19 protein-coding genes are annotated in these 21,376 nt (G+C 64.7%); 8 read left to right on the top strand and 11 right to left on the bottom strand.

Translation table 11 applies throughout. The features are described 5' to 3' along the window. Positions 1-103: 103 nt before the first annotated feature. The 3 genes from EAF64_RS15275 to EAF64_RS15265 all read right to left on the bottom strand — a co-directional run bounded on the left by EAF64_RS15275 (position 104) and on the right by EAF64_RS15265 (position 2,947). Positions 104-1,486: a sulfatase-like hydrolase/transferase gene (locus EAF64_RS15275; RefSeq protein ID WP_129069845.1), complete on the bottom strand. Its 1,383-nt coding sequence runs from the start codon at positions 1,484-1,486 to the stop codon at positions 104-106. 111 nt (positions 1,487-1,597) lie between these two features. Beyond that, the gene (locus EAF64_RS15270) at positions 1,598-2,605 is read right to left on the bottom strand and encodes a lysylphosphatidylglycerol synthase transmembrane domain-containing protein (protein WP_129069844.1); all 1,008 of its coding nucleotides are present in this window, start codon (positions 2,603-2,605) and stop codon (positions 1,598-1,600) included. A 126-nt stretch (positions 2,606-2,731) separates the two neighbouring features. Continuing rightward, entirely contained in the window at positions 2,732-2,947 is a 216-nt protein-coding gene (locus EAF64_RS15265; protein ID WP_129069843.1) for a hypothetical protein, read from the bottom strand. 507 nt (positions 2,948-3,454) lie between these two features. Between EAF64_RS15265 and EAF64_RS15260 the strand changes: the two genes are divergently transcribed. The 3 genes from EAF64_RS15260 to EAF64_RS15250 all read left to right on the top strand — a co-directional run bounded on the left by EAF64_RS15260 (position 3,455) and on the right by EAF64_RS15250 (position 6,181). Then, the gene (locus tag EAF64_RS15260) at positions 3,455-4,450 is read left to right on the top strand and encodes a phosphate signaling complex PhoU family protein (protein WP_129069842.1); all 996 of its coding nucleotides are present in this window, start codon (positions 3,455-3,457) and stop codon (positions 4,448-4,450) included. A gap of 126 nt (positions 4,451-4,576) precedes the next feature. Then, positions 4,577-5,275: a CDP-alcohol phosphatidyltransferase family protein gene (locus EAF64_RS15255; protein WP_129069841.1), complete on the top strand. Its 699-nt coding sequence runs from the start codon at positions 4,577-4,579 to the stop codon at positions 5,273-5,275. Between the two features lie 150 nt (positions 5,276-5,425). Then, on the top strand, positions 5,426-6,181 hold the full coding sequence (locus EAF64_RS15250) for a TVP38/TMEM64 family protein (RefSeq protein WP_129069840.1): 756 nt from the start codon (positions 5,426-5,428) through the stop codon (positions 6,179-6,181). Between the two features lie 377 nt (positions 6,182-6,558). On the opposite strand, the gene EAF64_RS15245 is transcribed toward EAF64_RS15250, so the two are convergent. Next, positions 6,559-6,777 (bottom strand): hypothetical protein, encoded by a 219-nt coding sequence (locus tag EAF64_RS15245; protein WP_129069839.1) that lies wholly within the window; start codon positions 6,775-6,777, stop codon positions 6,559-6,561. 690 nt (positions 6,778-7,467) lie between these two features. After that, a complete protein-coding gene (locus EAF64_RS15235) occupies positions 7,468-8,118 on the bottom strand; it encodes a nucleotidyltransferase family protein (protein WP_129069837.1) in 651 nt (216 codons plus the stop codon). Positions 8,119-8,425: 307 nt separating this feature from the next. Here EAF64_RS15235 and EAF64_RS15230 point away from each other — a divergent pair, with 307 nt between their 5' ends. Continuing rightward, positions 8,426-9,310, top strand: a complete 885-nt coding sequence (locus tag EAF64_RS15230) for an FAD binding domain-containing protein (protein ID WP_129069836.1) — start codon at positions 8,426-8,428, stop codon at positions 9,308-9,310. Between the two features lie 115 nt (positions 9,311-9,425). Continuing rightward, positions 9,426-10,592 (top strand): XdhC family protein, encoded by a 1,167-nt coding sequence (locus EAF64_RS15225; protein WP_129069835.1) that lies wholly within the window; start codon positions 9,426-9,428, stop codon positions 10,590-10,592. A gap of 13 nt (positions 10,593-10,605) precedes the next feature. Here the strand turns inward: EAF64_RS15225 and EAF64_RS15220 are convergent, their stop codons facing one another. Beyond that, positions 10,606-11,460: a hypothetical protein gene (locus tag EAF64_RS15220; protein WP_129069834.1), complete on the bottom strand. Its 855-nt coding sequence runs from the start codon at positions 11,458-11,460 to the stop codon at positions 10,606-10,608. 267 nt (positions 11,461-11,727) lie between these two features. On the opposite strand from EAF64_RS15220, the gene EAF64_RS15215 reads away from it, so the two are divergent. Beyond that, entirely contained in the window at positions 11,728-13,146 is a 1,419-nt protein-coding gene (locus tag EAF64_RS15215; protein WP_129069833.1) for an amidohydrolase family protein, read from the top strand. Positions 13,147-13,179: 33 nt separating this feature from the next. On the opposite strand, the gene EAF64_RS15210 is transcribed toward EAF64_RS15215, so the two are convergent. From EAF64_RS15210 to EAF64_RS15200, 3 genes are read right to left on the bottom strand one after another with little or no spacing between them, the layout of a single operon-like run. Next, complete coding sequence (locus tag EAF64_RS15210; RefSeq protein WP_129069832.1) at positions 13,180-13,521, bottom strand: hypothetical protein; 342 nt, start codon at positions 13,519-13,521, stop codon at positions 13,180-13,182. Positions 13,522-13,528: 7 nt separating this feature from the next. Beyond that, entirely contained in the window at positions 13,529-13,915 is a 387-nt protein-coding gene (locus tag EAF64_RS15205; RefSeq protein ID WP_129069831.1) for a Rieske (2Fe-2S) protein, read from the bottom strand. 3 nt (positions 13,916-13,918) lie between these two features. Continuing rightward, positions 13,919-15,004, bottom strand: coding sequence for an amidohydrolase family protein (locus tag EAF64_RS15200; protein WP_129069830.1), 1,086 nt, complete (start codon positions 15,002-15,004; stop codon positions 13,919-13,921). Positions 15,005-15,384: 380 nt separating this feature from the next. Here EAF64_RS15200 and EAF64_RS15195 point away from each other — a divergent pair, with 380 nt between their 5' ends. Beyond that, positions 15,385-16,464, top strand: coding sequence for a BMP family ABC transporter substrate-binding protein (locus EAF64_RS15195; RefSeq protein WP_129069829.1), 1,080 nt, complete (start codon positions 15,385-15,387; stop codon positions 16,462-16,464). 126 nt (positions 16,465-16,590) lie between these two features. On the opposite strand, the gene EAF64_RS15190 is transcribed toward EAF64_RS15195, so the two are convergent. Beyond that, complete coding sequence (locus EAF64_RS15190) at positions 16,591-17,832, bottom strand: amidohydrolase family protein (RefSeq protein WP_129069828.1); 1,242 nt, start codon at positions 17,830-17,832, stop codon at positions 16,591-16,593. Positions 17,833-17,960: 128 nt separating this feature from the next. Next, positions 17,961-19,727: an adenine deaminase gene (locus tag EAF64_RS15185; RefSeq protein WP_129069827.1), complete on the bottom strand. Its 1,767-nt coding sequence runs from the start codon at positions 19,725-19,727 to the stop codon at positions 17,961-17,963. Between the two features lie 310 nt (positions 19,728-20,037). Between EAF64_RS15185 and EAF64_RS15180 the strand changes: the two genes are divergently transcribed. Further along, entirely contained in the window at positions 20,038-21,357 is a 1,320-nt protein-coding gene (locus EAF64_RS15180; RefSeq protein WP_129069826.1) for a 5'-deoxyadenosine deaminase, read from the top strand. Positions 21,358-21,376: the final 19 nt, after the last annotated feature.

The raw sequence follows: 21,376 nt of genomic DNA, 5'->3' as shown, positions 1-21,376 counted from the left end.
AATTCCCCGACCACACGCCGCTGTTGGTTACACGCCAGCTTCCGTTCCGCGTGTCTTCCCAACGGTCCGCGTAACGAACCCCGAACGTCGGGGCGAGGAGCACTCACGAGTACCCCAGATGCTCCAGCCGTTCAGTCACGGACGTGGGCGGGTTCTCCCCGTGGTCGTCACGCTGGTCCGTCGGCGTGTGGATCCGGTCGAGACGCGTCTGGACGGCGTCGTGGAGGCGGTCGATCGTCGACGGCGCGATCTCGTCCGGGGGGAGTGGGTCCTGTTCGCCCGGATCGGTAGTCCTGTCGTACAGTTCGCGCTCGCCGGTCCCGTCGTGATAGATGTACGTCCAGCGTTCGTCACGGGCAGAGAGCAGGAGCGACCCGTCGGTCGGCGAGCGCGGAATCGGCTGTGTGGTCACCGACTCACCGCGCACCGTCACGGACACGACGGGTCCGTCTCGCTGGACGTCGTCTCCCTCTAGCACCCTACGCACGCTCGCTCCCTCGAACGGTGACGGATCGAGCCCGAACAGATCCGCGATGGTCGCCGGAATCACTTCGAGACCGACGGGTGCCTCGACGGTGCTGCCACCACCGCCCGGCGGGTGGACGACCAGCGGTACTTCGAGGAGTTCCGTGTAGAGTTTGGGATAGTGGGCGGTGTGTCCGTGTTCGAGGAACTCCTCGCCGTGATCGCCGGCCACGACGAGGCAGGTCTCGTCGGCCAGCCCGCGGTCCCGAAGCACCGTGACGATCCTGGCGAGACTCCGGTCGATCTGCCGAGCAGCGCCGTGGTACCGGTCCCTGAGCAATGAGATGTCGGCTGTCCCCAGGATATTCCCCAGACTGGCGTTCGCCTGCTGGAGGAGCTGTGACGCCACGGAGGGCTTCGCATCGTCCGAGAGGTACTGCGGTGCCGGCACGTACGGGGTGTGCGTGTCCATCAGGTGCGCCCAGACGAACTGCTCGCCCCGGGTCGGGCGAAGGACCTCGCACAACCGGTCTTCGAGGTCGAGGAGATTCGAGGTATCGACCGTGTGGCGGTCGTCGGACGGAGCGAACGGTCGGCGGAGGGCGCTCCCGAACAGCTGAACCCACCCGTGCGTCGTCGGGTGCGTCGCCAACCACTGGCTCACGCGCCCGTTCGTGTCCAGGAACGACTCGAACTGGTCGAATCCCCGATCGTACCCCCAGTGTTCGGTCAGGAAGCCGTTCGCGGCGTTCAGGCCGACCGTCTCGACGCCGTGGTTCGAGAGATGTTCAGCCAGTGTCGGCGTCCCGAGATCGTGATCATTCGAGCGGACGAACACCGGATCCGGTCCGAGTATGGAGGGAAAGGAGAGCGGGGTCCAGTTGCTGTGCGCGACGGCCTGCGGGAAGTGGACTCCCTCGGAGGCCAACGATCGGAGCGTCGGCATCTCGTCGAGACAGTCTCGTCGCAACGAATCGATCGTGATCAGAACGACCCGGTTGCACTCGGTCGTGCCGCCCATGCGACACACACGGCCTCCCGGACTGTAGCCATTGATATGTGTGCACAATAGCACTCGCGATCCCACAATACCCGAAACCCGACTCGGCCGCGAACATCCGCCGACGACGAGTCAGGGCCGAACGTCCCACCCTCGAAGCTGTGCCGCACAGAAGCCGCCAGCCGCGAGCCCGAACACGAGGGTGAGGCCGCGAAAGAGGAGGACGGCACTGGCCGCGACCGGTCCCGATGCCCCGGTCGTGAGGACGAGTGCGCCGGCGAGGAGGACGTCGTAGGAGCCGAGACTCGCCGGAATCGGGACGACCGTCCCGACCTGCGGGAGCGGGACGATCAGCAGGATCGGGACGAACCCGACCGCCACGCCCAGATCCGAGAGCAGGAGCCACAGTGCGACCGCCACGATGGTCTGTTCGAGGATGCCACCGACGGCGATCAGCCCGACGAGCAGCGGCACCGTTCGGAACTCCCCGACTCGACGCCGAAAGCGCCCGACTGCGTCCCTCACGCCCGCTTCGTCTGGGTCGACCGAGGGTACGAACCGCCGAATTACGCGGGCGATCGGGGTGAGGATCGAGATCGCCACCCTGCTGAGGGCGGTGCTGCCCACGGCGACGAGGATGCCGAGCCCGACGATGGCGACGCCGGCGATACCGAGCGGACGCAGGATCGGGCCGACGGTGGCGTTCCCTTGGAGAACGGTGAGAGCGAGCAGGATCGACAGCGTGACTTGCGCGGCAGACTTCACGTACTTCGCGACGCTCCGCACGCCGAGGGCTTCGCTGTAGTTCGTGGCCGTCGCCGTGTGGACGAACTGCGCCATGATCGGCTCGGAACTCGCCGGGCCGGCGGGGCTGACGATGTCGAAGAAGTCGCCCGCGAGGGCGAACTGCACGCTCTCGGGGCCAGTGAGGCCGTCACCGAGTGGCCGAACCGAGGCCCAGACCCCGAGTCCGTCGACCGCTCCCTCGGCGATCACGAGGACAGCGACCAGCGCGACGACCACCGGCTCCAACTCCCGGAGTCTGACGGCGATGTCGCCAAAGCCGGCGAACCAGAGATAGCCCAGCAGCGCGCCGCCACCGAGAAGTAGACCCGCGACTACCCGGACTCGCCGTCGCACACGACCGTTCGCTGGCACGATTCCCATCATCGTTCGGCTCCGAAGGAAGCTGTGGTTCGGTCTCCTTCCGGTTGGATTCGGCGCTCCCTGTGGCGGCCCTCGGGCCCCGAACTGGGAGCCGCCGGACTACCAGTCGCTCGCGGACACTGCACCGCCGGAGGTCCCGTTGAGGCCGACGATCCGATGGGAATCGGGTAGGTCCGAGAGCAGGCGTGTGAGCACACTAGCGGTGAACGCCGCGTGGCTGACACCACCCTGACGGGCGATGGCGACGTCCGTCTCGCTGTCACCGCGACGTCCGACTGATCCGTGAAGCCGCTCCAACAGACTGGCGACCGACACACCCTCACCCCCGCAACAGACACAAAAGTACGTTGCTATTACCCGCACGTATTGCTATATCGATCGACACCCGGGTCGACGAGGGGACACGTCGGAATGGCCGGAGGATTCGACGTCCGATTCGTCCCATCCCTGCTCTGTCTGTCTCGAGGCGTTTCGTCGTGGACCGAAGGAGTAGCCGGACGCTAGATAGACAGACTGTCACCCAGACAGTTCGGGCAGGTCAACGTTCCGTTTTCGGTCGCCTCTCGAATACCCGCTTCGTGCCCGCAGTCGCGACAGATGAACGGTCGGTGCACCACATGGACGCAGACGGACCCGGCCTATATAGAATCCACTATCTACTCTGCCGATCGAATTGGGGACGAGACGGACGAGTAACGTGCATATGGCGACTTGAATCGAGATGCAGGAGAAACTACCTCACACCGCCAACTCATGGTACTACATAGCATAAATATATAGATTTGAGTGGTTTTCATTCGTACGACGCTCCCAGACTGTACCATGGTCACGCGGAAAGTCCAGGTGACGGGCGGGTCGACGTACACGGTATCGCTCCCCAAGGACTGGGCCAAGCTGAACGACGTCAGTGCCGGGAGCGTCGTCAAATTCCACTCCGACGGCGAGGCGCTACTGCTGTCGCCGAATCCGGGCACGACCGAGATCGAGGGCTCGATGGACGTGAGTGGACTGGAGGGCGAGCAGTTGACCCGTGCGGTCATGACGATGTACGTCAGCGGATTCGACCGCATCACGCTGGAGGCGCCACGGCTCGACGCCGCACAGAGCCGGATCATCCGACACGCCGCCCAGGATCTGGTCGGCCTCGAAGTCACGTCGAAATCGGCCGACGAGATCGTGCTCCGGGACCTGCTGGACCTCTCGGAACTCTCCGTCGAGAACTCCCTCACACGGATGCGCCTCTTCTCGCTGGCGATGGTGAACGACGCGATGGAGGCCGTCCTCGAAGGCGACGACGAACTCGCGAGGGACGTCGTCGACCGTGACGACGAGGTCGACAGACTCTGGTTTCTGATCTCGCGTGTGTTCCGGACGATCCTCCGCAATCCGGTCGCGAGCACCGAGGTCGGCCTCCCGCGGGAGACCTGCTTCGACTACCAGACCGGGGCCCGCCAACTGGAACGGATCGCGGACCACGCCACGAAGATCGCCGACCGCGCCACGGAGATCGACGAACTCGACCAGGACCTCGCAACCGAGTTGACCGACATCCACGAGATGTCCGTGGAGGTTCCCGACGTGGCGATCGACGCCCTCCTCGAATCGGACCCAGCCGACGCACACCGACTCGCAAACGACGCCCGGTCGACGGTCGCTTCTGTCGACGAACGCGCACGCGAGATCTCCGAAGCCGTCCACGACCACGACTCCCAGAACGCACAGGCCATCGGCCTGGTCGTCGACTCGATCGGCCGAACCGCAGACTACGGCGGCAACATCGCCGAAGCCGCTCTCCAGAAGGCCGCGCCACGCCCCTGAGACCGGCCACTGCCTGGATTCGGAAGCACCCGCCCGTTCCAGCGGACTCTGTAGATATATAGATACAAAAATAGTAAATATTTTAGCCAAGTTTTATTTGTTTGACGACGGAACTGACGGGCGAAGATGACAGAGGAACTCAGGGAGGCGATACAGGGCGCGAAGCGTCGGCTCGACCCGGCCTCCCGTCGGGTCACCGAGGCGGCGGAGCGGACGAATATCGTGACCACGCTGTCCGGCGCGGACTACATCAGCCTGGGTGCGCTGTTCGCCGCGTGGGCCAGCGCACTCCTGTTGTTGCGTGGCGAGGCGAACTGGGCGATTCTGTCCATGCTGGCGGCATTCGGGCTCGACAAGGCCGACGGCTGGTACGCCCGTCGAACCGGGACCGGCTCACCGTTCGGGCGGCAGGTCGACTCGTTCATCGACGTCTTCGTCTACCTCGTCACGGCCGCGCTCCTGTATCACGTCTTCGTCGCGCCCAACGTTCTCGCCAGTCTCGTGGTCGGATTCGCCGTCATCGCGTTCGGCGGACTCCGGCTGATCAGACACAACAGCGAGGGCTTCGGGACTGACCAGGGCGCGAGCTACTATCACGGGACGACGGTAGTCCACACGAACCTCGTGGTCGTCGCCAACTACTTCCTCACACTGTTCGTCGGACCCTGGAACGGGTGGGTCGCTGGCCTCCTGACTCTCGCCGTCTGTCCGCTCATGGTCTCGAACTACAAATCGTACAAGACCGACATCGGACACGGACTCGCGGCCTGCCTGGGGGGAGCTGCGGCGCTCTTGGCCCTCGCACTGGAGTTTGGCTTTCTATGAGGGGCGGACTTCCGTCGAGAGGGGCGACCCACAGCTGGTGCAGGGGTCGCAACCTCGGGCCTCGACCTGCCTCACACGCGGTCCCCGCTCCGTATCTGCCACTGGGGGCCTTCGGGCTAGAACCACCTGGAACGACCCTCTCCTGGATGGATGGCTGCTGAGGACACCGCGAACGGAACGGCGCCTGCCGAAGCAGGTGAACCTGCGGACGACGAATCCGGTAGCGTCTTCGTGTCGGCCGCCGCTCGTCGCGGGACGCTGGTGCGGAGTGGAGCGCTCGGCTTCGCACTGGCCGCCGTCACGCTACTCGTCACGGCCGTTTTCCCGCAGGTGACCGACCCGGCGTGGTTGCGAGCGACGCTCCGGAGCTACGGTCCGTTCACACCGGTCGTCTTCGCGACGGTGCAGGCAGTGCAGGTCGTCGTCGCTCCCGTTCCGGGTCAGATACTGGCGGGCGTCGCTGGCTATCTCTTCGGGACGCTCCCTGGCACCCTCTACACGATCGTCGGTGTCGTCATCGGGAGTGCCGTGGTCTTCGGCGCGTCACGACTGTACGGCCGTCCGTACGTCGAGCGCGTGCTCACCGAGGATACCCTCGACAGGTGGGATCGATTTCTCGACCGCACCGGCGTGCCGGGTCTCTTCGTCCTGTTTCTCCTGCCGACCTTCCCGGACGACATCCTCTGTTTCGTCGCTGGCCTCTCGGAGATCGACCCGCCCACGTTCCTCGCGCTCGTCCTCTTCGGCCGCGGCCCCTCGTTTCTCGTCATCGCCTACGCCGGGACGCAACTCTCGGACGGTCGCCTCCTCAGGACTGGTGCCGTGCTCCTGGGCCTTACCATCCTCACGGGCGCCGTCCTGTTCGGCACGGATCGCCTGATCGAAGCGCTCGAAACCACCACGTGAGACACTGATCCACCGACGATACGACGCGTAGCTACCGACGCGACCCGCAGAACGGCGTTGGCCGCGCTGTCGCTGGTCTGCAGTGTTCCGGTCCTCTGGATCGGGTGGGGCAACGGGTTCGATCCGAGCCGGCCGTTTCACCTCGCGTCTTTCGTGACGGAGCCAGCGGGACTCCACTTCGATAGCACCTTGCAGGTGGTGTGTACCGATCCGACGTGTACAGGAGCGGTCTACCGTGGTGTGTGGGTACTGTTCGGTACGCTCTCGGTCTCCGGGATCAGTCGGCCCTCGATGGACTGTCCCTTCTGGGCACGGCGCGGGCATCGGAGTCCAACGAAACCGAAACTTCCGTCCCGTATCGCGGGTACTCGGCGACCTCACCCGTCGGCTCGACCCATGACGTACTGATCCAGTTGCAGCACGAGCGCGATGCCGACGACCGTCGCCGCGAGTCCGAATACCGCCCCGGGAACGTTCATGAGCCAGGAGAGATCCGCCAGCGTGTACGATGCCCCGAGGAGGCCACTGGCGGACGACTGCAACATCAGCAGCCCCAGCACCAGTGGCGGGATGCCCATCACACGGGGATTTTTCATGTGTGCCACTTACTCCCGTATCACAAAAAAGGTATCGCACCTCGTATACATAATATATATTCCCCGACGTACGGATACAGAGACACTCGTTTTCAGGATTCTGAGAGCGAATCCATCTGTGTCAAAAATAATATTTTTGGCGCCAATTTCGAAACAGCCGACGCCCCCTCGGTGAACTGCCACATATCGATCCGCTGCGAGGGATCCTCACGAAACCGCGGCGGAGTCCGTTCGTCCGGCGGATCGAGGGACGGGCGAAACGGGGGCTGTCCGGCCCCGACCGCGTCCGACTGCAGGTCCGCTGCTCACCCGCATCGGACCGGCTCACAGGTGGCACAGACCGCTCGAACCGATCGGACAGCGTCGTACAGTCCGACCACGTCGTCGTAATCGACCGTGCCGTTGCCGTTGAGGTCCTCGTAGAGGCCGTCGCCATCGGGGTCGGTCGGGGTCGCCCCGCCACCCTCCGACGGCGGACCGACGATCCCCAGCGCTTGCCGTCGGTGCCGTCCTCGGGGCCTTCGTTCGAGGGCTCTTCGAGGGATTCGCCTACCTCGGGTTCCACCACGCTGTATCTCTCCTCGACGCGTCTCGTGTCCCGACTGACCATCTTCGAGGTCGACTCTCGTGCAATCCGGATGTCCCTGCGAGCGTCGCTCGAAACTCGCGGCGCTGACAGGACGTGGCGGTTCACAGTTCCTCGAGATGCTGTGGGGTATCGACGTCGAGGAGAACGCCCGGGTCGCCAGTTTCGACGAGTGCGGACTCGTCGGCTGCGAGGAGGATCTGCCGGCCGCCGCCGTCGCCACTCACGTTCGAGAGTGCAGGAAAGTATTTACTATCGAATATGACTGGATTCCCGCGCTGTCCCTGGTGTGCGACCGCCAGCGCGTCACCGACTCCGTGGTGGTACGCCGCGACGAGACGGTTCACACTCTCGACGGCGACCCGTGGCATGTCTCCCAGTGCGAAGAGCACGGCATCGGCGTCGCGATCACGAGCCGCCTCGACGCCCCGTTCGACCGACGTGTCCTGTCCCTCTGCGTATCGTTCGTTCCGGACGACGGCGTCGACACGGCCCTCGACCGCACCGCGGACGGCCGCAGCGTCGTGGCCGACGACGACCACGGTGGCGTCGAGGCTGGATCGCTCGACCGTCCTCGCCGCGTGTCGAACGATCGGCTCGCTCGCCCACTCGGTGAGGAGTTTGTTCCGTGCCCCGTACCTGGTGCTGGTGCCAGCCGCGAGAACGACGCCGACGACGGTCCCTTCGGCTCGACCTGCCGGCTGATCGCTGCCGTCGAACGGCGGGTCGACGACCGGGAGTTCACCCCTCGTCATCGGTAACTGACCGCGGGCCGGCCTGGCTCGTTCGACGCACGCCGGTGGTTGTCGGCGTCACGAACTCGAACTCCAGTGACACAGCGTGAAACTGACGCGGACCAGAGTAATAACAGGTCGGTCCCGTGGCCGTGGCCAGAGCGGGCACACATTGCCGTGGCACGAGTAGGCACACACCCGACAAACGCGTGTTTCAGCGTGGTAGCGGTGTGTTTGACGAAGGGTTGATCATAATCGACGGCTACCAGACGGATATGTCAGATGGAGACTGCCCAGACAGGGGCGTAGCGAACGGGGCTGGTGCGTGATGCATCCAGGGACCTACGAGTACCTGAGCGCCGAGAGCGTCGACCACGCGCTGGACTTGCTGGTAGACCATCCCGACGCCGAGCTGCTGGCGGGTGGGCACAGCCTCCTGCCGGCGATCACGAACGAGGCGGCCGACCCCGACGTCGTCGTCGATATCAGCGAAATCGACGCCATCCGCGGTATCGAGGTGACCGATGACGTCGTCGAGATCGGTGCGGTGACGACGTACGCGGAACTGCAAGACGCGGCGCGACTCAGGGACGCCGCCACGGCGGTGGCCGAGGCGGTCAGCGTGATCGGCGACGAACAGGTCCGCAACCGCGGAACGATCGGCGGCAACCTCGCGCATCCGGTTCGGGTGTCGGACCTGTCGGCAGCGATCATCGCCAGCGACGCGACGATCGTCACCGTGGGCCCCCACAGCGAGCGACGGATCGCCGCGGCGGACTTTTTCGCGCCGAACCCTGCGACCGACCTCGCCGCCGACGAACTCCTCACGACGGTCGAAATCCCGGCTTCGACCGGGGAGACGGGCGGCGCGTACGTGAAACAGCAGAGCGTGACCATGCGGTACAGTCTGCTCGGCGTCGCGGCGCGGATGACCGTCGAGGGGGACCGGGTCTCGGCGATCCGTGTCGCGGCCAACGGCGTGACGGAGCGCGGCGTGGGCCTCGAACCTGTCGAGGACACCCTCCGTGGCGAGCGACTCGACGGGGACACCATCGAAACCGCGGCGAGTCGGGCTCTCGACGGCATCGACACCGAGGCGATGATCGACGACGATCAGGCGTCGGCGGCGTATCGCGCGGACCTGCTCCCGACGTATACCGAGCAGGCGCTCGAAACTGCGGCCGAGCGCGCCGGCGTCGACGTGCCCGCATGAGACGGGGCCACCACGCCAGTCCAAATGCGACGACCGTTGGAGCCGACCGGAGTCCGACGGCCCGTCGTGTCCCACGAGCGACGGTACCGGGGCGTGCGAGCGGGAGGTGGTTGGTGTGACCGTCGGCGGCTGGAGCGCTCCCGAGACCGACGTGATGGCGAACGTCGGCGAAGCGCTCGACGGGGACAGGGCCGTCCTCGCCACGGTCGTCGCCGTCGAGGGGAGTGCCTATCGCCGACCCGGGGCGAAGATGGTCATCGGGGACGGCGACGGTGTGGGTGCCGTCACCGCCGGCTGTCTGGAAGACGAAATCGTCGCGCTGGCCCGAGAGGTACTCGACTGTGGACAGCCACGGGTCGAACGGTTCGACCTGACCGCCGGCGACGACGTCTGGGGTCTCGGCGTGGGCTGTAACGGCGTGATCGACGTCCTGCTCGAACCGCTCGCGGAGAGTTATCGTCCAGTGGTCGAGGCGTACCAGAGTGGCAAAGACACCGTCGTCCTGACAGTCGTCGACGGCGACGGGACACCTGTCGAACGTGGTGATCGAACCGTCGTGTTCCCCGCCGAGTCGGGAGCCAGCGGCCCGTGTCTCCAGGACACCGACTGGCCCGACGAACTCCTGACAGCGCTCGAGGGACCCACGAACAGACTGCTGTCGGCGGATGCGTCCGACACCGTCTCCGTACGGTACGAAGGCGACGACATCGATATTTTCGTCGACTGCGTGACCGCACCGCCCGAACTGGTCGTCTTCGGCAGTGGCCGCGACGTCGCTCCGGTCGCGCGATCGGCGTCGGAGGTCGGTTTCCGGGTGACCGTCGTCACGTTCCGGGGTGGAGCCGCGACGGCCGACCGGTTCCCGGCCGCAGACCGGGTGGTCTCCACCTCACCGGCCGACCTCCGGGACGTAGTCTCGTTCGACGCCGAGACCTACGCAGTCCTGATGACCCACAACTTCGTCGACGACCGCATCGCGCTCACGGAGGTGCTCGACGCGCCGACCGAGTACGTTGGACTGCTCGGACCACGGAAACGATTCGAGGAGTTGCGATCCGCCCTGGCGGAGGACGGCCACCACCTCACCGACGACGAACTCGACCGTGTGTACACCCCGGTCGGGCTCGACCTCGGGGGTGGGACTCCCTTGCACGTCGCACAGAGCATCGTCGCGGAAGTGACGGCGGTCCACCACGACCGGTCGCCGAACCACCTGACCGAGCGTGCGGGACCGATCCACTCCCGGTCGCCGGTCGGGGTCGAGCCGAGTGAGTTCGAGTGACTCCCGGGTCGATCTACTCTGACTGCTCCGACCCGCTATCGGGTCGCTCGATCGACGGTGCGGACTGGACTTCGAGCAGCAGGCTCCGGGTCACGATGAGATCGACGATCGTACTGCTGTCCATGATCTCCGGTTCGACGTCGGCGGGGTCGGTGTCGAGACCGTAGCGCTTGACCTCGAACGAGTTGAGCGCGTTCCGGTTCCCGGTGACCGGTTCGACGACGTCGATGTACCCGTCGGTCATCGTGTTCCGGTACGTGTTCCCGGCCTCGAACCCGACTGCGGGCACCTCGGTCGGCCACTCCCACGCGAACTCCCGTGCGTACCGTCCGAACTGCCAGACGAGCTGTTCGATACCGACCCCCTCGTCGGTGGTGTTTTCGGCACGGGTCCGGAGCGTCCGGTCCCAGTAGTCGACGACACAGGTCTTCATGTCCGCCTGGAGCCCGTCCTCGACGAGCTTTCGCTCCAGCGGGTAACCGATGTCGATGGAGACGATGGCGTGTTGATCGAGGTTCGTGAGACAGTGCGGGCAGTCCATCTCCAGCACGGAGACGTTCATCTCACCGTCCACGTTCATGTGCGCGATCTCCATCGCGCAGTTCGGACACCAGAGGAACAATACGCCGTTGTCCGGCACCGACAGCTCGTCCACGACGGCCATTTCCTCGATCGCCCTGTCCGCCGTGCGGTCTCGACCGATCGATGGCGCCTCTCCAGCGGGCTCGGCGCTCTCGCCAGCGAACTTCGCGAGTTCACGGTCTTTCAACAGCGACTTGATGACCGAATCGTGTGACGAGTGCGACTCGGCGTCCCGGATCTCGTTGATTTTCTCTTTCGTCCAATCTCGGACGCGAATCGTTGCCATTTAGTAGAGGTACCGGCCCATGTGTCATACGTCTTTCCCACATTTTGGGCCAAAAGACGTAGAATGTGTGAAAACGAGGGGGCTGGGCGGAAGGGCGAAGACAGCGGTCTGCGTCGGGTCAGTTCGACACACGTGTGCCGCCGCTTTTGCCCCAGAGTCTTTATCTGATGGCAGGGGCAACCGCCGACCCGGGACGTCCCTGTCGCCCCCGAGATAGCGGCGTTCACACCCGAGGTTCGGACGAGCGGCAGTCGAACCCCTCAGACCATGACTGACCTACTGATAACGAACGGCGTCGTCGTCACGCAGAACGTGGACAGACAACTCGTCCCCGACGGCGCGGTCGCCGTGACGGACGACCGCATCTCGGCCGTCGGGCCGGCGGAGCGCCTCGAAGCAGAGACGGCTCCCGATCGCGTGATCGACGCCGCGGGCGGCGCGATCGTTCCGGGACTGATCAACGCGCACACGCACGTCTCGGACATCTTGCTCCGGGGATCCTTCGACCAGGATCGAGGACTGTACGACTGGCTGTTCAACGTGAAGCAGGCCGCGCTGTTCGAGATGGACCCCGACGACTACGCGACGGCGGCCCGACTCTACTGTGTCGAGGCGATCCGCTCGGGGACGACGACGTTCGTCGAGAACGACACCGCTCTGAATTGGGACGACCTCGAACCGACCAGACGGAAGCTCGCCGTCTACGACGAGCTGGGCGTCAGGAACATCTACGGCGCCGGGATCAGGGACCTCCCCGTCGACGAGGGATTCCAGCGCATGTTCGACGAGATCACCGCCCGTGACGCCGGCTCGACCCATCCGGGCCCGGACGCGCTCGTCGTCGACACGGACGCGGCCCTGGACGACGTCGAATCGCTGATCGAGACCTACCACGCGCCCGAGGACGGACAGTCGGTCTGGCCGGCACCCGCGACACTGGCGACGACGACGCCGGAGGCCCTGCGCGGGTCCTACCGTCTGTCCGAAAAGTACGACGTGATGACGACTGCACACGTCGCGGAGGCAGAGGCCGAAGTGAGCGAGCGTGGTGCCCTCTCCAGCATCGAGTACCTCCGCAACGTCGGGTACCTCGGTGAGCGAGCGCTGCTGGGTCACTGTGTCCAGACCAACGAACGTGACGTGCGACTGTTGGCACAGACGAACACCCCGGTCGTCCACAACTTCCGTGCGAACATGCGGATCGCGACGGGGTTCGCGCCGGTCACGTCGATGCTCGCACACGACGTGACCGTCGGGATCGGCACCGACAATTCGATCCTGAACGACACGATCAACCCGCTGTCCGACGCGGGCGCCGTCGCGACCACACACAAGGGCTACCATCGCGATTCGGGTGTCGTCTCGGCACAGCAGGCGTTCGACATGGTGACGCGTGACGCCGCCGCGGCGATCGGCCGGGCAGACGACCTCGGATCGATCGAGGTCGGTAAACAGGCCGACATCGCGGTCGTCGACCTCGACAGACCGCACCTCACGCCCTCACCCGACCCCGTCCACGCGCTCGTGTACGGTGCCAGCGGCGCGGAGGTCGAGACGGTGCTCTGTGGCGGCACCGTTCTCCTCGAGGATCGGGAGATACTGACCCTGGACGGGTCACTCCAGGCGTTCCTGGCGGACGCGACGGCTACCGCAGAAGACCTCGTCGACAGAGCGAACATCGCCTGAGCCCAGTCCCTGTCGCCACGACCGACGACCGACTCACTCGTCGTGGACGGCGCTCCGGATCAGATCGCGGAACTCGTCGGGTTCGATCTCGTACACGGTGTAGCCGTCACGACTCCGGTAGCGACCGACGGTCCCGACGGGGCGACCGTCGACCAGTACCGTCCAGTCGTCGCCGACGTCGGCGTTCTTACACCGGAGCGTGATCGTCACGCCGAAGCGCCGCTCGAGTTCGGCTTCGACGGTGTGCTTGAGCGTCCCGTCCTCGAACCGCGGCGGCTGGTACGGGACGAGATCGTGGGCCTCGAAGTGATCGACCGCCCGCTGCCACCACCTCGGTCTCGACTCGTCGTCGCTCTCCGGGTCGGTCTGGGTCATCCGGACCTCACCAGCGGACGTACACTTCTCCGTCCCGGACGAGGACGTCGTAGGTCGGCTGGCTGTACTCCGGCCGCGAGAGGTGTTCGCCGGTCTCGACGTCGAACTCCCAGCCGTGCCAGGGACAGCGCACGACCTGTGTCCCCTCGTCGTAACACAGTTTCCCGTCGTCGTCCTGGCTGAGCGTGCCAGTGACAGGTCCTTCACAGAGGGGGCCGCCCTGGTGGACACAGAAGTTGCTGATGGCGAAATAGCCGTCCTCGGTGTGGTAGACCGCTATTTCGATCCCGTCGACTTCGGCGAGGATCGACTCACCACTCTCCAGTTCCGCTTCGGAGCCGACGTGGTGTGCGTTCTGGGGGAGGTCGCTCTCCCCGGAGTCGGAGCGAGACATGGGTCAGTAATCGAGGACCTCCAGCGCAGTACCGCCGTAGATGTTCTCGATCTGTGCCGGCTCGAATCCGCTCCGAAGCGCTTTGTACAGCGCGTTCGAGTTGTCGAAATCCGAGTGAGGATAGTCCGAGGCGAACATGACGTTGTCGGGACCGATCCACTCGATCACCTGCTGAACGTACTCCGGATCCTCGGCCCCCTCGATCGGCTGTGTCGTGAAGTAGAAACTCCGGTCGACGTACTCACTCGGCGGCTTCTCGAGGTACGGCGCGTCCTCGCGACGGGCGGAGTAGTAGTAATCGAGTCTCCGCATCAGGTAGGGAATCCAGCCCAGTCCGGACTCCTGAATCACGAAATCGAGGTCGGGGTACCGTTCCGGGACGCCGCTCACGATCAGCCGTGCCAGGTGGAGCATCTGCCCCATCGGATGGCCGACGGCCCGTGCCTCCAGGAACGTGTTGATGCCCTCGAACTGACCGGGGAACACGTGCTGGAGCGACAGGACCGAGTTGTGGATCAACAGCGGCAGCCCGGCCGCTTCGAGGGCCTCGTAGACCGGATCGAACCGCGGGTGGCCCAGCGGGTTCCGGAAGCCCGGCGGGCCCAGCATGACACCGACGATCTCGTCGGTATCCTGCCACTTCTCGATCTCCGCGACCGCGCGCTGGGGGTCTCGGAGACAGATCCGGATCGTCCCGTACATCCCCTCTGCGCTGTCGAGGAACGTCTCGGTGACCCACTCGTTGTATGCGCTCGCCAGTGCGACGGCGTACCGGTCGTGCGGGACCGTCACCAGGTTGAGGTTGAGACCCGGATTCAACGTCGCGCGGTCGATTCCGAGCTCTTCCATGACCGCCTTGATCTCCGCCGGTGTGGCCGCGGCGTCGGGCCCGATGTCGCCGCCGACCCCGTCGAGGAAGAACTTGGTCATGTTGTAGTTGTTCGGCGCTTCGACGTCGGGACGGGTCACCAGTCCCTGGAACGGCTCCTCCAGATACGGTACCACGTCTTCCTCGTTTTCCACCAGATGAAAGTCCAGATCGACGACTGTCTCGATATCGTCGAACGTCTCGACCGTTTGCGTACTCATCGTATAGCGTTCGTTTCGGTGATCCTGTACAAAAGCGTGCCGGGGAGCAAGAAACCAAATCAAACATCCACGTTTGATCGCAAAAAGCAAAGATCCTCGCACCAATTCGCCACCCTCCAGCCTCCATCTCCACCACCGATCTGTCTCGCCTTCCACTGTCTCGTCACCGCACACACGTGGCACTCGTTCTCACCTCCGTCTGGGCAAGTGTTCGCACATTTGTGGCCATTGTGCGTCAGAACGAGTGGCTCAGGATGTGTCTCGGCCGGAAACAAAGCAAATTGAGATATTTTTATGTATCTCCGAATATCGTTGCGAATGTGGAGAAGATAGAGACATGAGCGAAGATAGCTGGCAACTAATCCCATATAGTGCAACGAATGAGTAGAAAAAAGCTAACGAGGCGGAACGCGATCAGGTCGGCCGGCGTACTCGGTGCGTTGGGACTGGCCGGGTGTTCGCAGCTGTCCGGCGGCGGTGGCGGGGATAGCGATCAGTTGCAGGCGGCGTTCGTCTACCAGACGAGCCTCGGCGACGTCGGCTGGGCCAGGGCACACGAGAACGGTCGCCAGGCGATGGACGACTCGTTCGACTGGATCACGACGGAGTACTCCGACGGCGTCCCGGGTAACGAGGTCCGGTCGGTCTTCGAGCAGTACGCGAGCTCGGGATACGACATCGTCTACGGGTGTACGACCGAATACCAGGATCCGATGCTCCAGGTGGCCGAGGAGTATCCCGACGTCACCTTCGAGCACTGCAACGGGTTCGAGACCGCGGAGAACATGGGACGGTACATGGGCAAGTTCTACCAGGGGTGGTACCTCTGCGGCGTCGCCGCCGGCCACCTCACCGAGTCCGATACGCTCGGCATGGTCGTCCCGATTCCGATCCCACAGATCATCCGTCAGATCAACGCGTTCACGCTCGGTGCTCGGACGGTCAACGAGGACGCGACGACGAAGGTCCGCTGGCTGAACGGGTGGGCCGACCCCTCGGGGGCCAGACAGGCCGTGAACGCGATCGCCGACGAAGGCGCAGACGCCATCGGGAGCAACATGGTGACGCCTGCGGCGCTTCAGGCCGCCACCGAGCGAGAGGCGTTCAACTTCGGCGTGAACACCTCGATGGCCGACCAGGCCGGCGAGTACTATGCCACGGCCCAGATCAACAACTGGGCACCGTTCTACAAGCAATCTGCAAAGGACGTTCGCAACGGCGAATGGTCGTCGGATTCGCTGTGGGGCGGCCTCGAAACAGACATCGTCGACATCGACGACTTCGGGCCGAAAGTCCCCGACGACGTCGTGAGCGACGTCGAGACGAAACGCTCCGAGATCGAGAACGGCGAGCGGAGCGTCTGGACTGGCACGAAGTTCGAGGGCTGGAGCGACGCCGAACTGTTCTCGGACGTCGGCAGTTACGTGGAGGGCGTGGAGGGGTCGGTACCGAGTAGCTGAGAAACTATCGCCGTTCGAGACGCGGGCCGACCCGGGAGGTCCACCACTCTTGTCCACCATCGAACTCCCGGGCGGATTCGTGTTCGTCGACCACACACCAGCGTGCCGTCTGTCCCGTGGGTCCGTTCAGAGTTCGTGTTCACGATCGGAACCGACGGTCGTCGTGGTCGACGACGAGGCGACGACGACACCGTCTTTGAGAACCACCGGACGGGGGCGACGCGTCCGCAACAGTTCCATCGGGTCCGACTCCACACAGACCGTGAGGTCTGCCTTGCATCCGGGTGCGAGCCCGTACGCGTCGAGTCCCAGTGCACTCGCGGGGTTGTGCGTGACGCTGTCGAGGAGCCGGCCGACGTCGGCCGGGGTTCGCATCCCGACGACGTGGGCCAGCAACCAGGCGGGTTCGAGCATGTCCAGGCTCCCGAAGGGACTGATCGTCCCGGCGATGTTGTTGTGGCCGACGGAGAGCGTGACACCTGCGTCGAACAGTTCGGTCACCGCCGTGGTGTCGTGGTCGGCGACGATCTGGTCCTCCTTCGGCGTCGTGACCACGTCGAGTTCGGCTCGCTCGAACAGGTCGATCACGTCGCGGCGATGCCACTCGTCGTAGTACGAGAGCGCACTGACGTGGCCGACCTGGACGCGGCCCTCCATCCCCTCGTCGATCGTCTTCCGCGCGATGTACTCGGCAGTCCGAGCCGTGGTCGAGTTGAGACCGTCCGCGTGGAGGTCGATTTCGGCGTCGTAGGCCTGGGCCAGTCTGAAGTACGCGTCGATGGTCGTTCGTTCGAGCTCCGCCGTGTCCTCCTTGTTTGGCTCGCCACCGACGGCGTCGACACCCATCTCCAGTGCCGTCTCCAGGCGATCGATGTCCGCTTCCGTCAGCCCATTTGGCTCCCCGCTCAGGACGAGGGGCATAGCGACCGTCTGGATGTCCGCGATATCCGAGAGCTCCGCTTTGGCGTCGAGTGCGGCCTCGAGACTCCTGTGTTCCCACACGGCGCCGACGTCGAGGTGGGTTCGGATCTTCGTGGTGCCGTTCGCGACGGCGGCGCGGGTCGCCCGCTCGATCCGTTCCCGGACGTCGGCGACGGTGAGATCCCGTTTGATCTGCCCAGTCAGTTCTATCAGTTCCGGAAGCGTCCCGTCCGTCGGCGGATCGGCGAGGTCGGTGAAAAAGGCCTTGTCCAGATGCGAGTGGGCGTCGACGAACGACGGGAGGACGAGCCCCCCGCCGGCGTCGATCTCGACCGGTGCCGTGGCCGCTATGTCCGGGCGAACCGACTCGACGTATTCGCCCTCGATACCGATGTCGACCGGCTGCGACTCGTCTCGCACAGTCGCGTCTCGGATGACGACGTCCATACCGAGCGTCCCCGCCCGCGGGGAATAAGCCTACCCGCGACACAATCGATTTGGCGCGCACACATCTCCCGGCAGAACGCCCGAAAACCAGCCCGCTCTCGTCGACACCGTCTCCGGACCGTCCGACTTCACGTCGTTTCAACGACGGGGTCGACGACGTCGAAACCGTCGGCTTCGACCAGTCCGTAGTCGGTGATCCCGTACGCGGGGATGTAGATGAGCGTGACGAAAGAGAGCGACATGAACGGGCTCGCCATCTCACAGCCCATCTCGTCGAGGAGTCGGTTCATCTCGTCCAGGCGGTCGGTGACGGCGTCGATGGGTTCAGGGCTCAAGAGCCCACAGACCGGGAGCCGAAGCTCCGCAGCCACCTCGCCGTCGCGTACGACGACCAGCCCGCCCTCCAGCTCCGCGACACGGTTGGCGGCTACGGCCATCTCGTCGGGCGACGCCCCGACGACGGTGACGTTGTGGTGATCGTGGCCGACCGACGTCGCGAACGCACCCGTATCGAGACCGAACCCGGAGACGAAGCCGGTCCCGACACGTCCGCTCGCCTCGTACCGGTCGACGGAAGCGATGTGCAACACGTCGTCGTCCGGGTCGGCGCGAACGACGGAGTCGACGACCGGCAGTGTCGCCTCCTGGGCCTCCTTCAGGAGCGTCGATCCGGAGGCACCCAGCACGTTGACGCGAGCCTCCGTCGCCGACTCGTCGACGGTGACGGTGAACTCGTCAGGGTGCAGTTCGCCACCGACGTCGACCGTATCTCGGAGGGTCTCCGAGTAGTCGACCGACGGCAATTCGCCCGTCAGTTCGCCCGAGTCGTACAGCAACTCCCCTTTGGCGACGACGCTAGAGACGGCACAGTCCGCGAGTTCGCCCTCGAGCAGGACGAGGTCGGCGAACTTCCCCGGGGCGATACTGCCGTAGTCCTCGTCGATACGCATCCCCTCGGCGGGGTTGATCGTCGCCATCTGGATCGCTTCGACGGGGTCGACGCCCGCATCGACTGCGAGACGGATCTTGTGGTCCATGTGTCCCTTCTCGTCGATGTGGAGGGCGTCGATGTCGTCGCTGATCATCCCGACGCGACGCGTGTCGATATCGCGTTCGGTGACCATCTCGACGACCGATTCCAGGTCCGTCGACGCCGACCCCTCGCGCATGTACACCCACTGTCCCGCACGGAGCTTGCCGAGTGCCTCGTCGACGTTCGTCGACTCGTGGTCGGACGTGGCACCCGCACCCACGTAGGCCTGCAGTTCCCGACCGTACGTATCGGGTGAGTGACCCTCTCGGGTCTTGTTCTTCTCGATGGCCGTCTCGATCATCTCCGTGACGACGGGGTTCTCGTCCAGCACTGGCGGGACCAGGACTTCGGCAAGACCCATCGCTTCCGGGAGGTCGATCAGTTCGTTCACGAGCTCGGGTTCGAGTTTGCCCCCGACCGTCTGGACGTCACCCTCCTCCATGAACGACGGAACCATGTAGAAAAACCCAAGCGGGAGTTGGCGGCACTCGTCGAGGATCTCCTCCAGTCCGTCGACGCCGGAGACGATGGTCACTTCCATCAGATCCGTCGCTACCGCGGTCGTCCCGTGCTGTAACACGGCCTTCGTGAATTCCGTCGGCGTCAACAGCGTGCTCTCGACGTGGATGTGCGCGTCGATGAATCCGGGAGACAGATAGCGTCCGTCAGCGTCGAGAACGGTCGTCTCCTCGCCGATCATCTCGCTGGCCTCCGCTCCCACGTAGGCGATTCGGTCGCCGACGACTGCGACGCCACCACTCCTGATTTCCCGAGTGTGGACGTCTATCACCTCCGCGTCCGTGACGACGAGGTCGGCCGGCTGCTCTCCCAGGGCTACGTCGATTGTGTCAGTACGGGCCATCGTGTCGAGTTCCTCCCCCGCCAGTGGTCGGCAGGGAGTGCACGCCAGTAGCGTCACCTGTTGTATAACCCCGGTCCAATTGGACAATTATTGCCGGGTATTTCGAACCTCACCGGACAGAACCGAGTGTTTCACACAATCGTGGACACAGTATCCGATCGCTCCGGATGAGTCTGTGTGGGTCCCGCCGAGGGCTGACGATGTGGCGTGTGCCAGCACTGTCGTCGGCCGGTGTTGGACGTTCGGGCACAGTCAGCGATATATTCTGCTGTCCGTTAGGGTTATCTCGGAAAAAATAGTATGGATGTCTATGTTACTGACCGGAACGGTCGTTCGGGACTCGACGACGGTCGTAGAGCGTGGCGCGGTCGTCGTCGCGGACGATCGGATCGAAGCGGTGGGGCCGGCGGACGAACTGGTCGAGCAGTACCCGTCCCACGAACGGCGAGACTTCGACATCGTCGCGCCGGGCATCGTCCAGTCTCACGTCCATTCGGTGCAGGTCCCGGGCCGTGGCCTCGCCGACGACACGGACCTCTTCGAGTGGCTGGAGGAGTACATCCTCCCCATCGAGGCGGAGATGACGGCGGCGGAACTGGAACTCGCCTCGACGTTGACGTACATCGAGTTGATCGAGAACGGGACGACGTGCTGTATCGACCACCTCACGGTCGACCACTCCGACGGGGCGTTCGAGGCGGCCGGCGAGATCGGCATCAAAGCGGCCATCGGGAACGTGATGATGGACCGCGAGTCCCCCGAGGGGCTGTTGACCAGTACCGGCGAGGCCCTCGCCGAATCCGAGCGACTGCTGGAGCGGTACCACCGGTCGTTCGACGACCGGATTCGATACGCGGTGACGCCACGCTTCACGCCCACGTGTACGGAGGAGTGTCTCCGTGGGGCACGCGAACTGGCCGACCGGGAGGAGAAGGTCCGGATCCACACACACGCGAGCGAGAACGAGGGGGTCGTCGAGTTCGTCGACGAGACCTACGGAACCAGGGACATCGAGTGGTTACACGAGGTCGGACTGACCGGTTCGGACGTCGTCCTGGCACACGTCATTCTGACGAGCGAGCGGGAACGCGAGATACTCGCGGAGACCGGCACGCACGTCTGTTACTGTCCGAGTTCGAATATGAAGATCGGGGCCGGGATCGCGCCGGTCGTCGACTATCTCGACAGGGGGATCAACGTCGCCGTGGGGAACGACGGGGCACCGGTGAACAACACGATGGACCCCTTCGTCGACGTGCGACAGGCGACACTCTTACAGAAGATCGACAAACGAGATCCGACGATGCTGCCGGCCGAAACCGTCTTCGAGATGGCGACGGTCAACGGGGCCGAGGCGATCGGGTTCGAGAAGACCGGCAAACTCGAAGAAGGGTGGGCCGCGGACGTGATCGGTCTCGCGAGCGACGACGCGCGGACGATTCCGATGCACGACGCCTTCTCACACCTCGTCTACGCGGCCACGGGCAGCGACGTCCAGTTCACCATGGTCGACGGAGAGGTGCTGCTAGACGGTGGCGAGATCACGACAGTAGACGCCGAGAGCGTCAAGAACCGGGCCCGCGAGGCGTTCCCACAGCTGGCCGAACGCGCACATCGAAAGCACACCTGAGCCACACCACGCACCACAC

The organism is Halorientalis pallida (assembly GCF_004118325.1).
Taxonomy (GTDB): Archaea; Halobacteriota; Halobacteria; order Halobacteriales; family Haloarculaceae; genus Halorientalis; species Halorientalis pallida.
The sequence above is the reverse complement of the archived record's forward strand: the minus strand, read 5'-3'. Positions and strand labels throughout refer to the sequence as shown.

Excerpts from the sequence above, each read along its gene's own strand:
- EAF64_RS15220 (WP_129069834.1), bottom strand. The coding sequence starts at position 11,460 with ATGGCAACGATTCGCGTCCGAGATTGGACGAAAGAGAAAATCAACGAG.
- EAF64_RS15250 (WP_129069840.1), top strand. The coding sequence starts at position 5,426 with ATGGCTGCTGAGGACACCGCGAACGGAACGGCGCCTGCCGAAGCAGGT.
- EAF64_RS15255 (WP_129069841.1), top strand. The coding sequence starts at position 4,577 with ATGACAGAGGAACTCAGGGAGGCGATACAGGGCGCGAAGCGTCGGCTC.
- EAF64_RS15230 (WP_129069836.1), top strand. The coding sequence starts at position 8,426 with ATGCATCCAGGGACCTACGAGTACCTGAGCGCCGAGAGCGTCGACCAC.
- EAF64_RS15185 (WP_129069827.1), bottom strand. The coding sequence starts at position 19,727 with ATGGCCCGTACTGACACAATCGACGTAGCCCTGGGAGAGCAGCCGGCC.
- EAF64_RS15235 (WP_129069837.1), bottom strand. The coding sequence starts at position 8,118 with ATGACGAGGGGTGAACTCCCGGTCGTCGACCCGCCGTTCGACGGCAGC.
- EAF64_RS15260 (WP_129069842.1), top strand. The coding sequence starts at position 3,455 with ATGGTCACGCGGAAAGTCCAGGTGACGGGCGGGTCGACGTACACGGTA.
- EAF64_RS15180 (WP_129069826.1), top strand. The coding sequence starts at position 20,038 with ATGTTACTGACCGGAACGGTCGTTCGGGACTCGACGACGGTCGTAGAG.
- EAF64_RS15215 (WP_129069833.1), top strand. The coding sequence starts at position 11,728 with ATGACTGACCTACTGATAACGAACGGCGTCGTCGTCACGCAGAACGTG.
- EAF64_RS15275 (WP_129069845.1), bottom strand. The coding sequence starts at position 1,486 with ATGGGCGGCACGACCGAGTGCAACCGGGTCGTTCTGATCACGATCGAT.
- EAF64_RS15210 (WP_129069832.1), bottom strand. The coding sequence starts at position 13,521 with ATGACCCAGACCGACCCGGAGAGCGACGACGAGTCGAGACCGAGGTGG.
- EAF64_RS15245 (WP_129069839.1), bottom strand. The coding sequence starts at position 6,777 with ATGAAAAATCCCCGTGTGATGGGCATCCCGCCACTGGTGCTGGGGCTG.
- EAF64_RS15200 (WP_129069830.1), bottom strand. The coding sequence starts at position 15,004 with ATGAGTACGCAAACGGTCGAGACGTTCGACGATATCGAGACAGTCGTC.
- EAF64_RS15195 (WP_129069829.1), top strand. The coding sequence starts at position 15,385 with ATGAGTAGAAAAAAGCTAACGAGGCGGAACGCGATCAGGTCGGCCGGC.
- EAF64_RS15190 (WP_129069828.1), bottom strand. The coding sequence starts at position 17,832 with ATGGACGTCGTCATCCGAGACGCGACTGTGCGAGACGAGTCGCAGCCG.
- EAF64_RS15205 (WP_129069831.1), bottom strand. The coding sequence starts at position 13,915 with ATGTCTCGCTCCGACTCCGGGGAGAGCGACCTCCCCCAGAACGCACAC.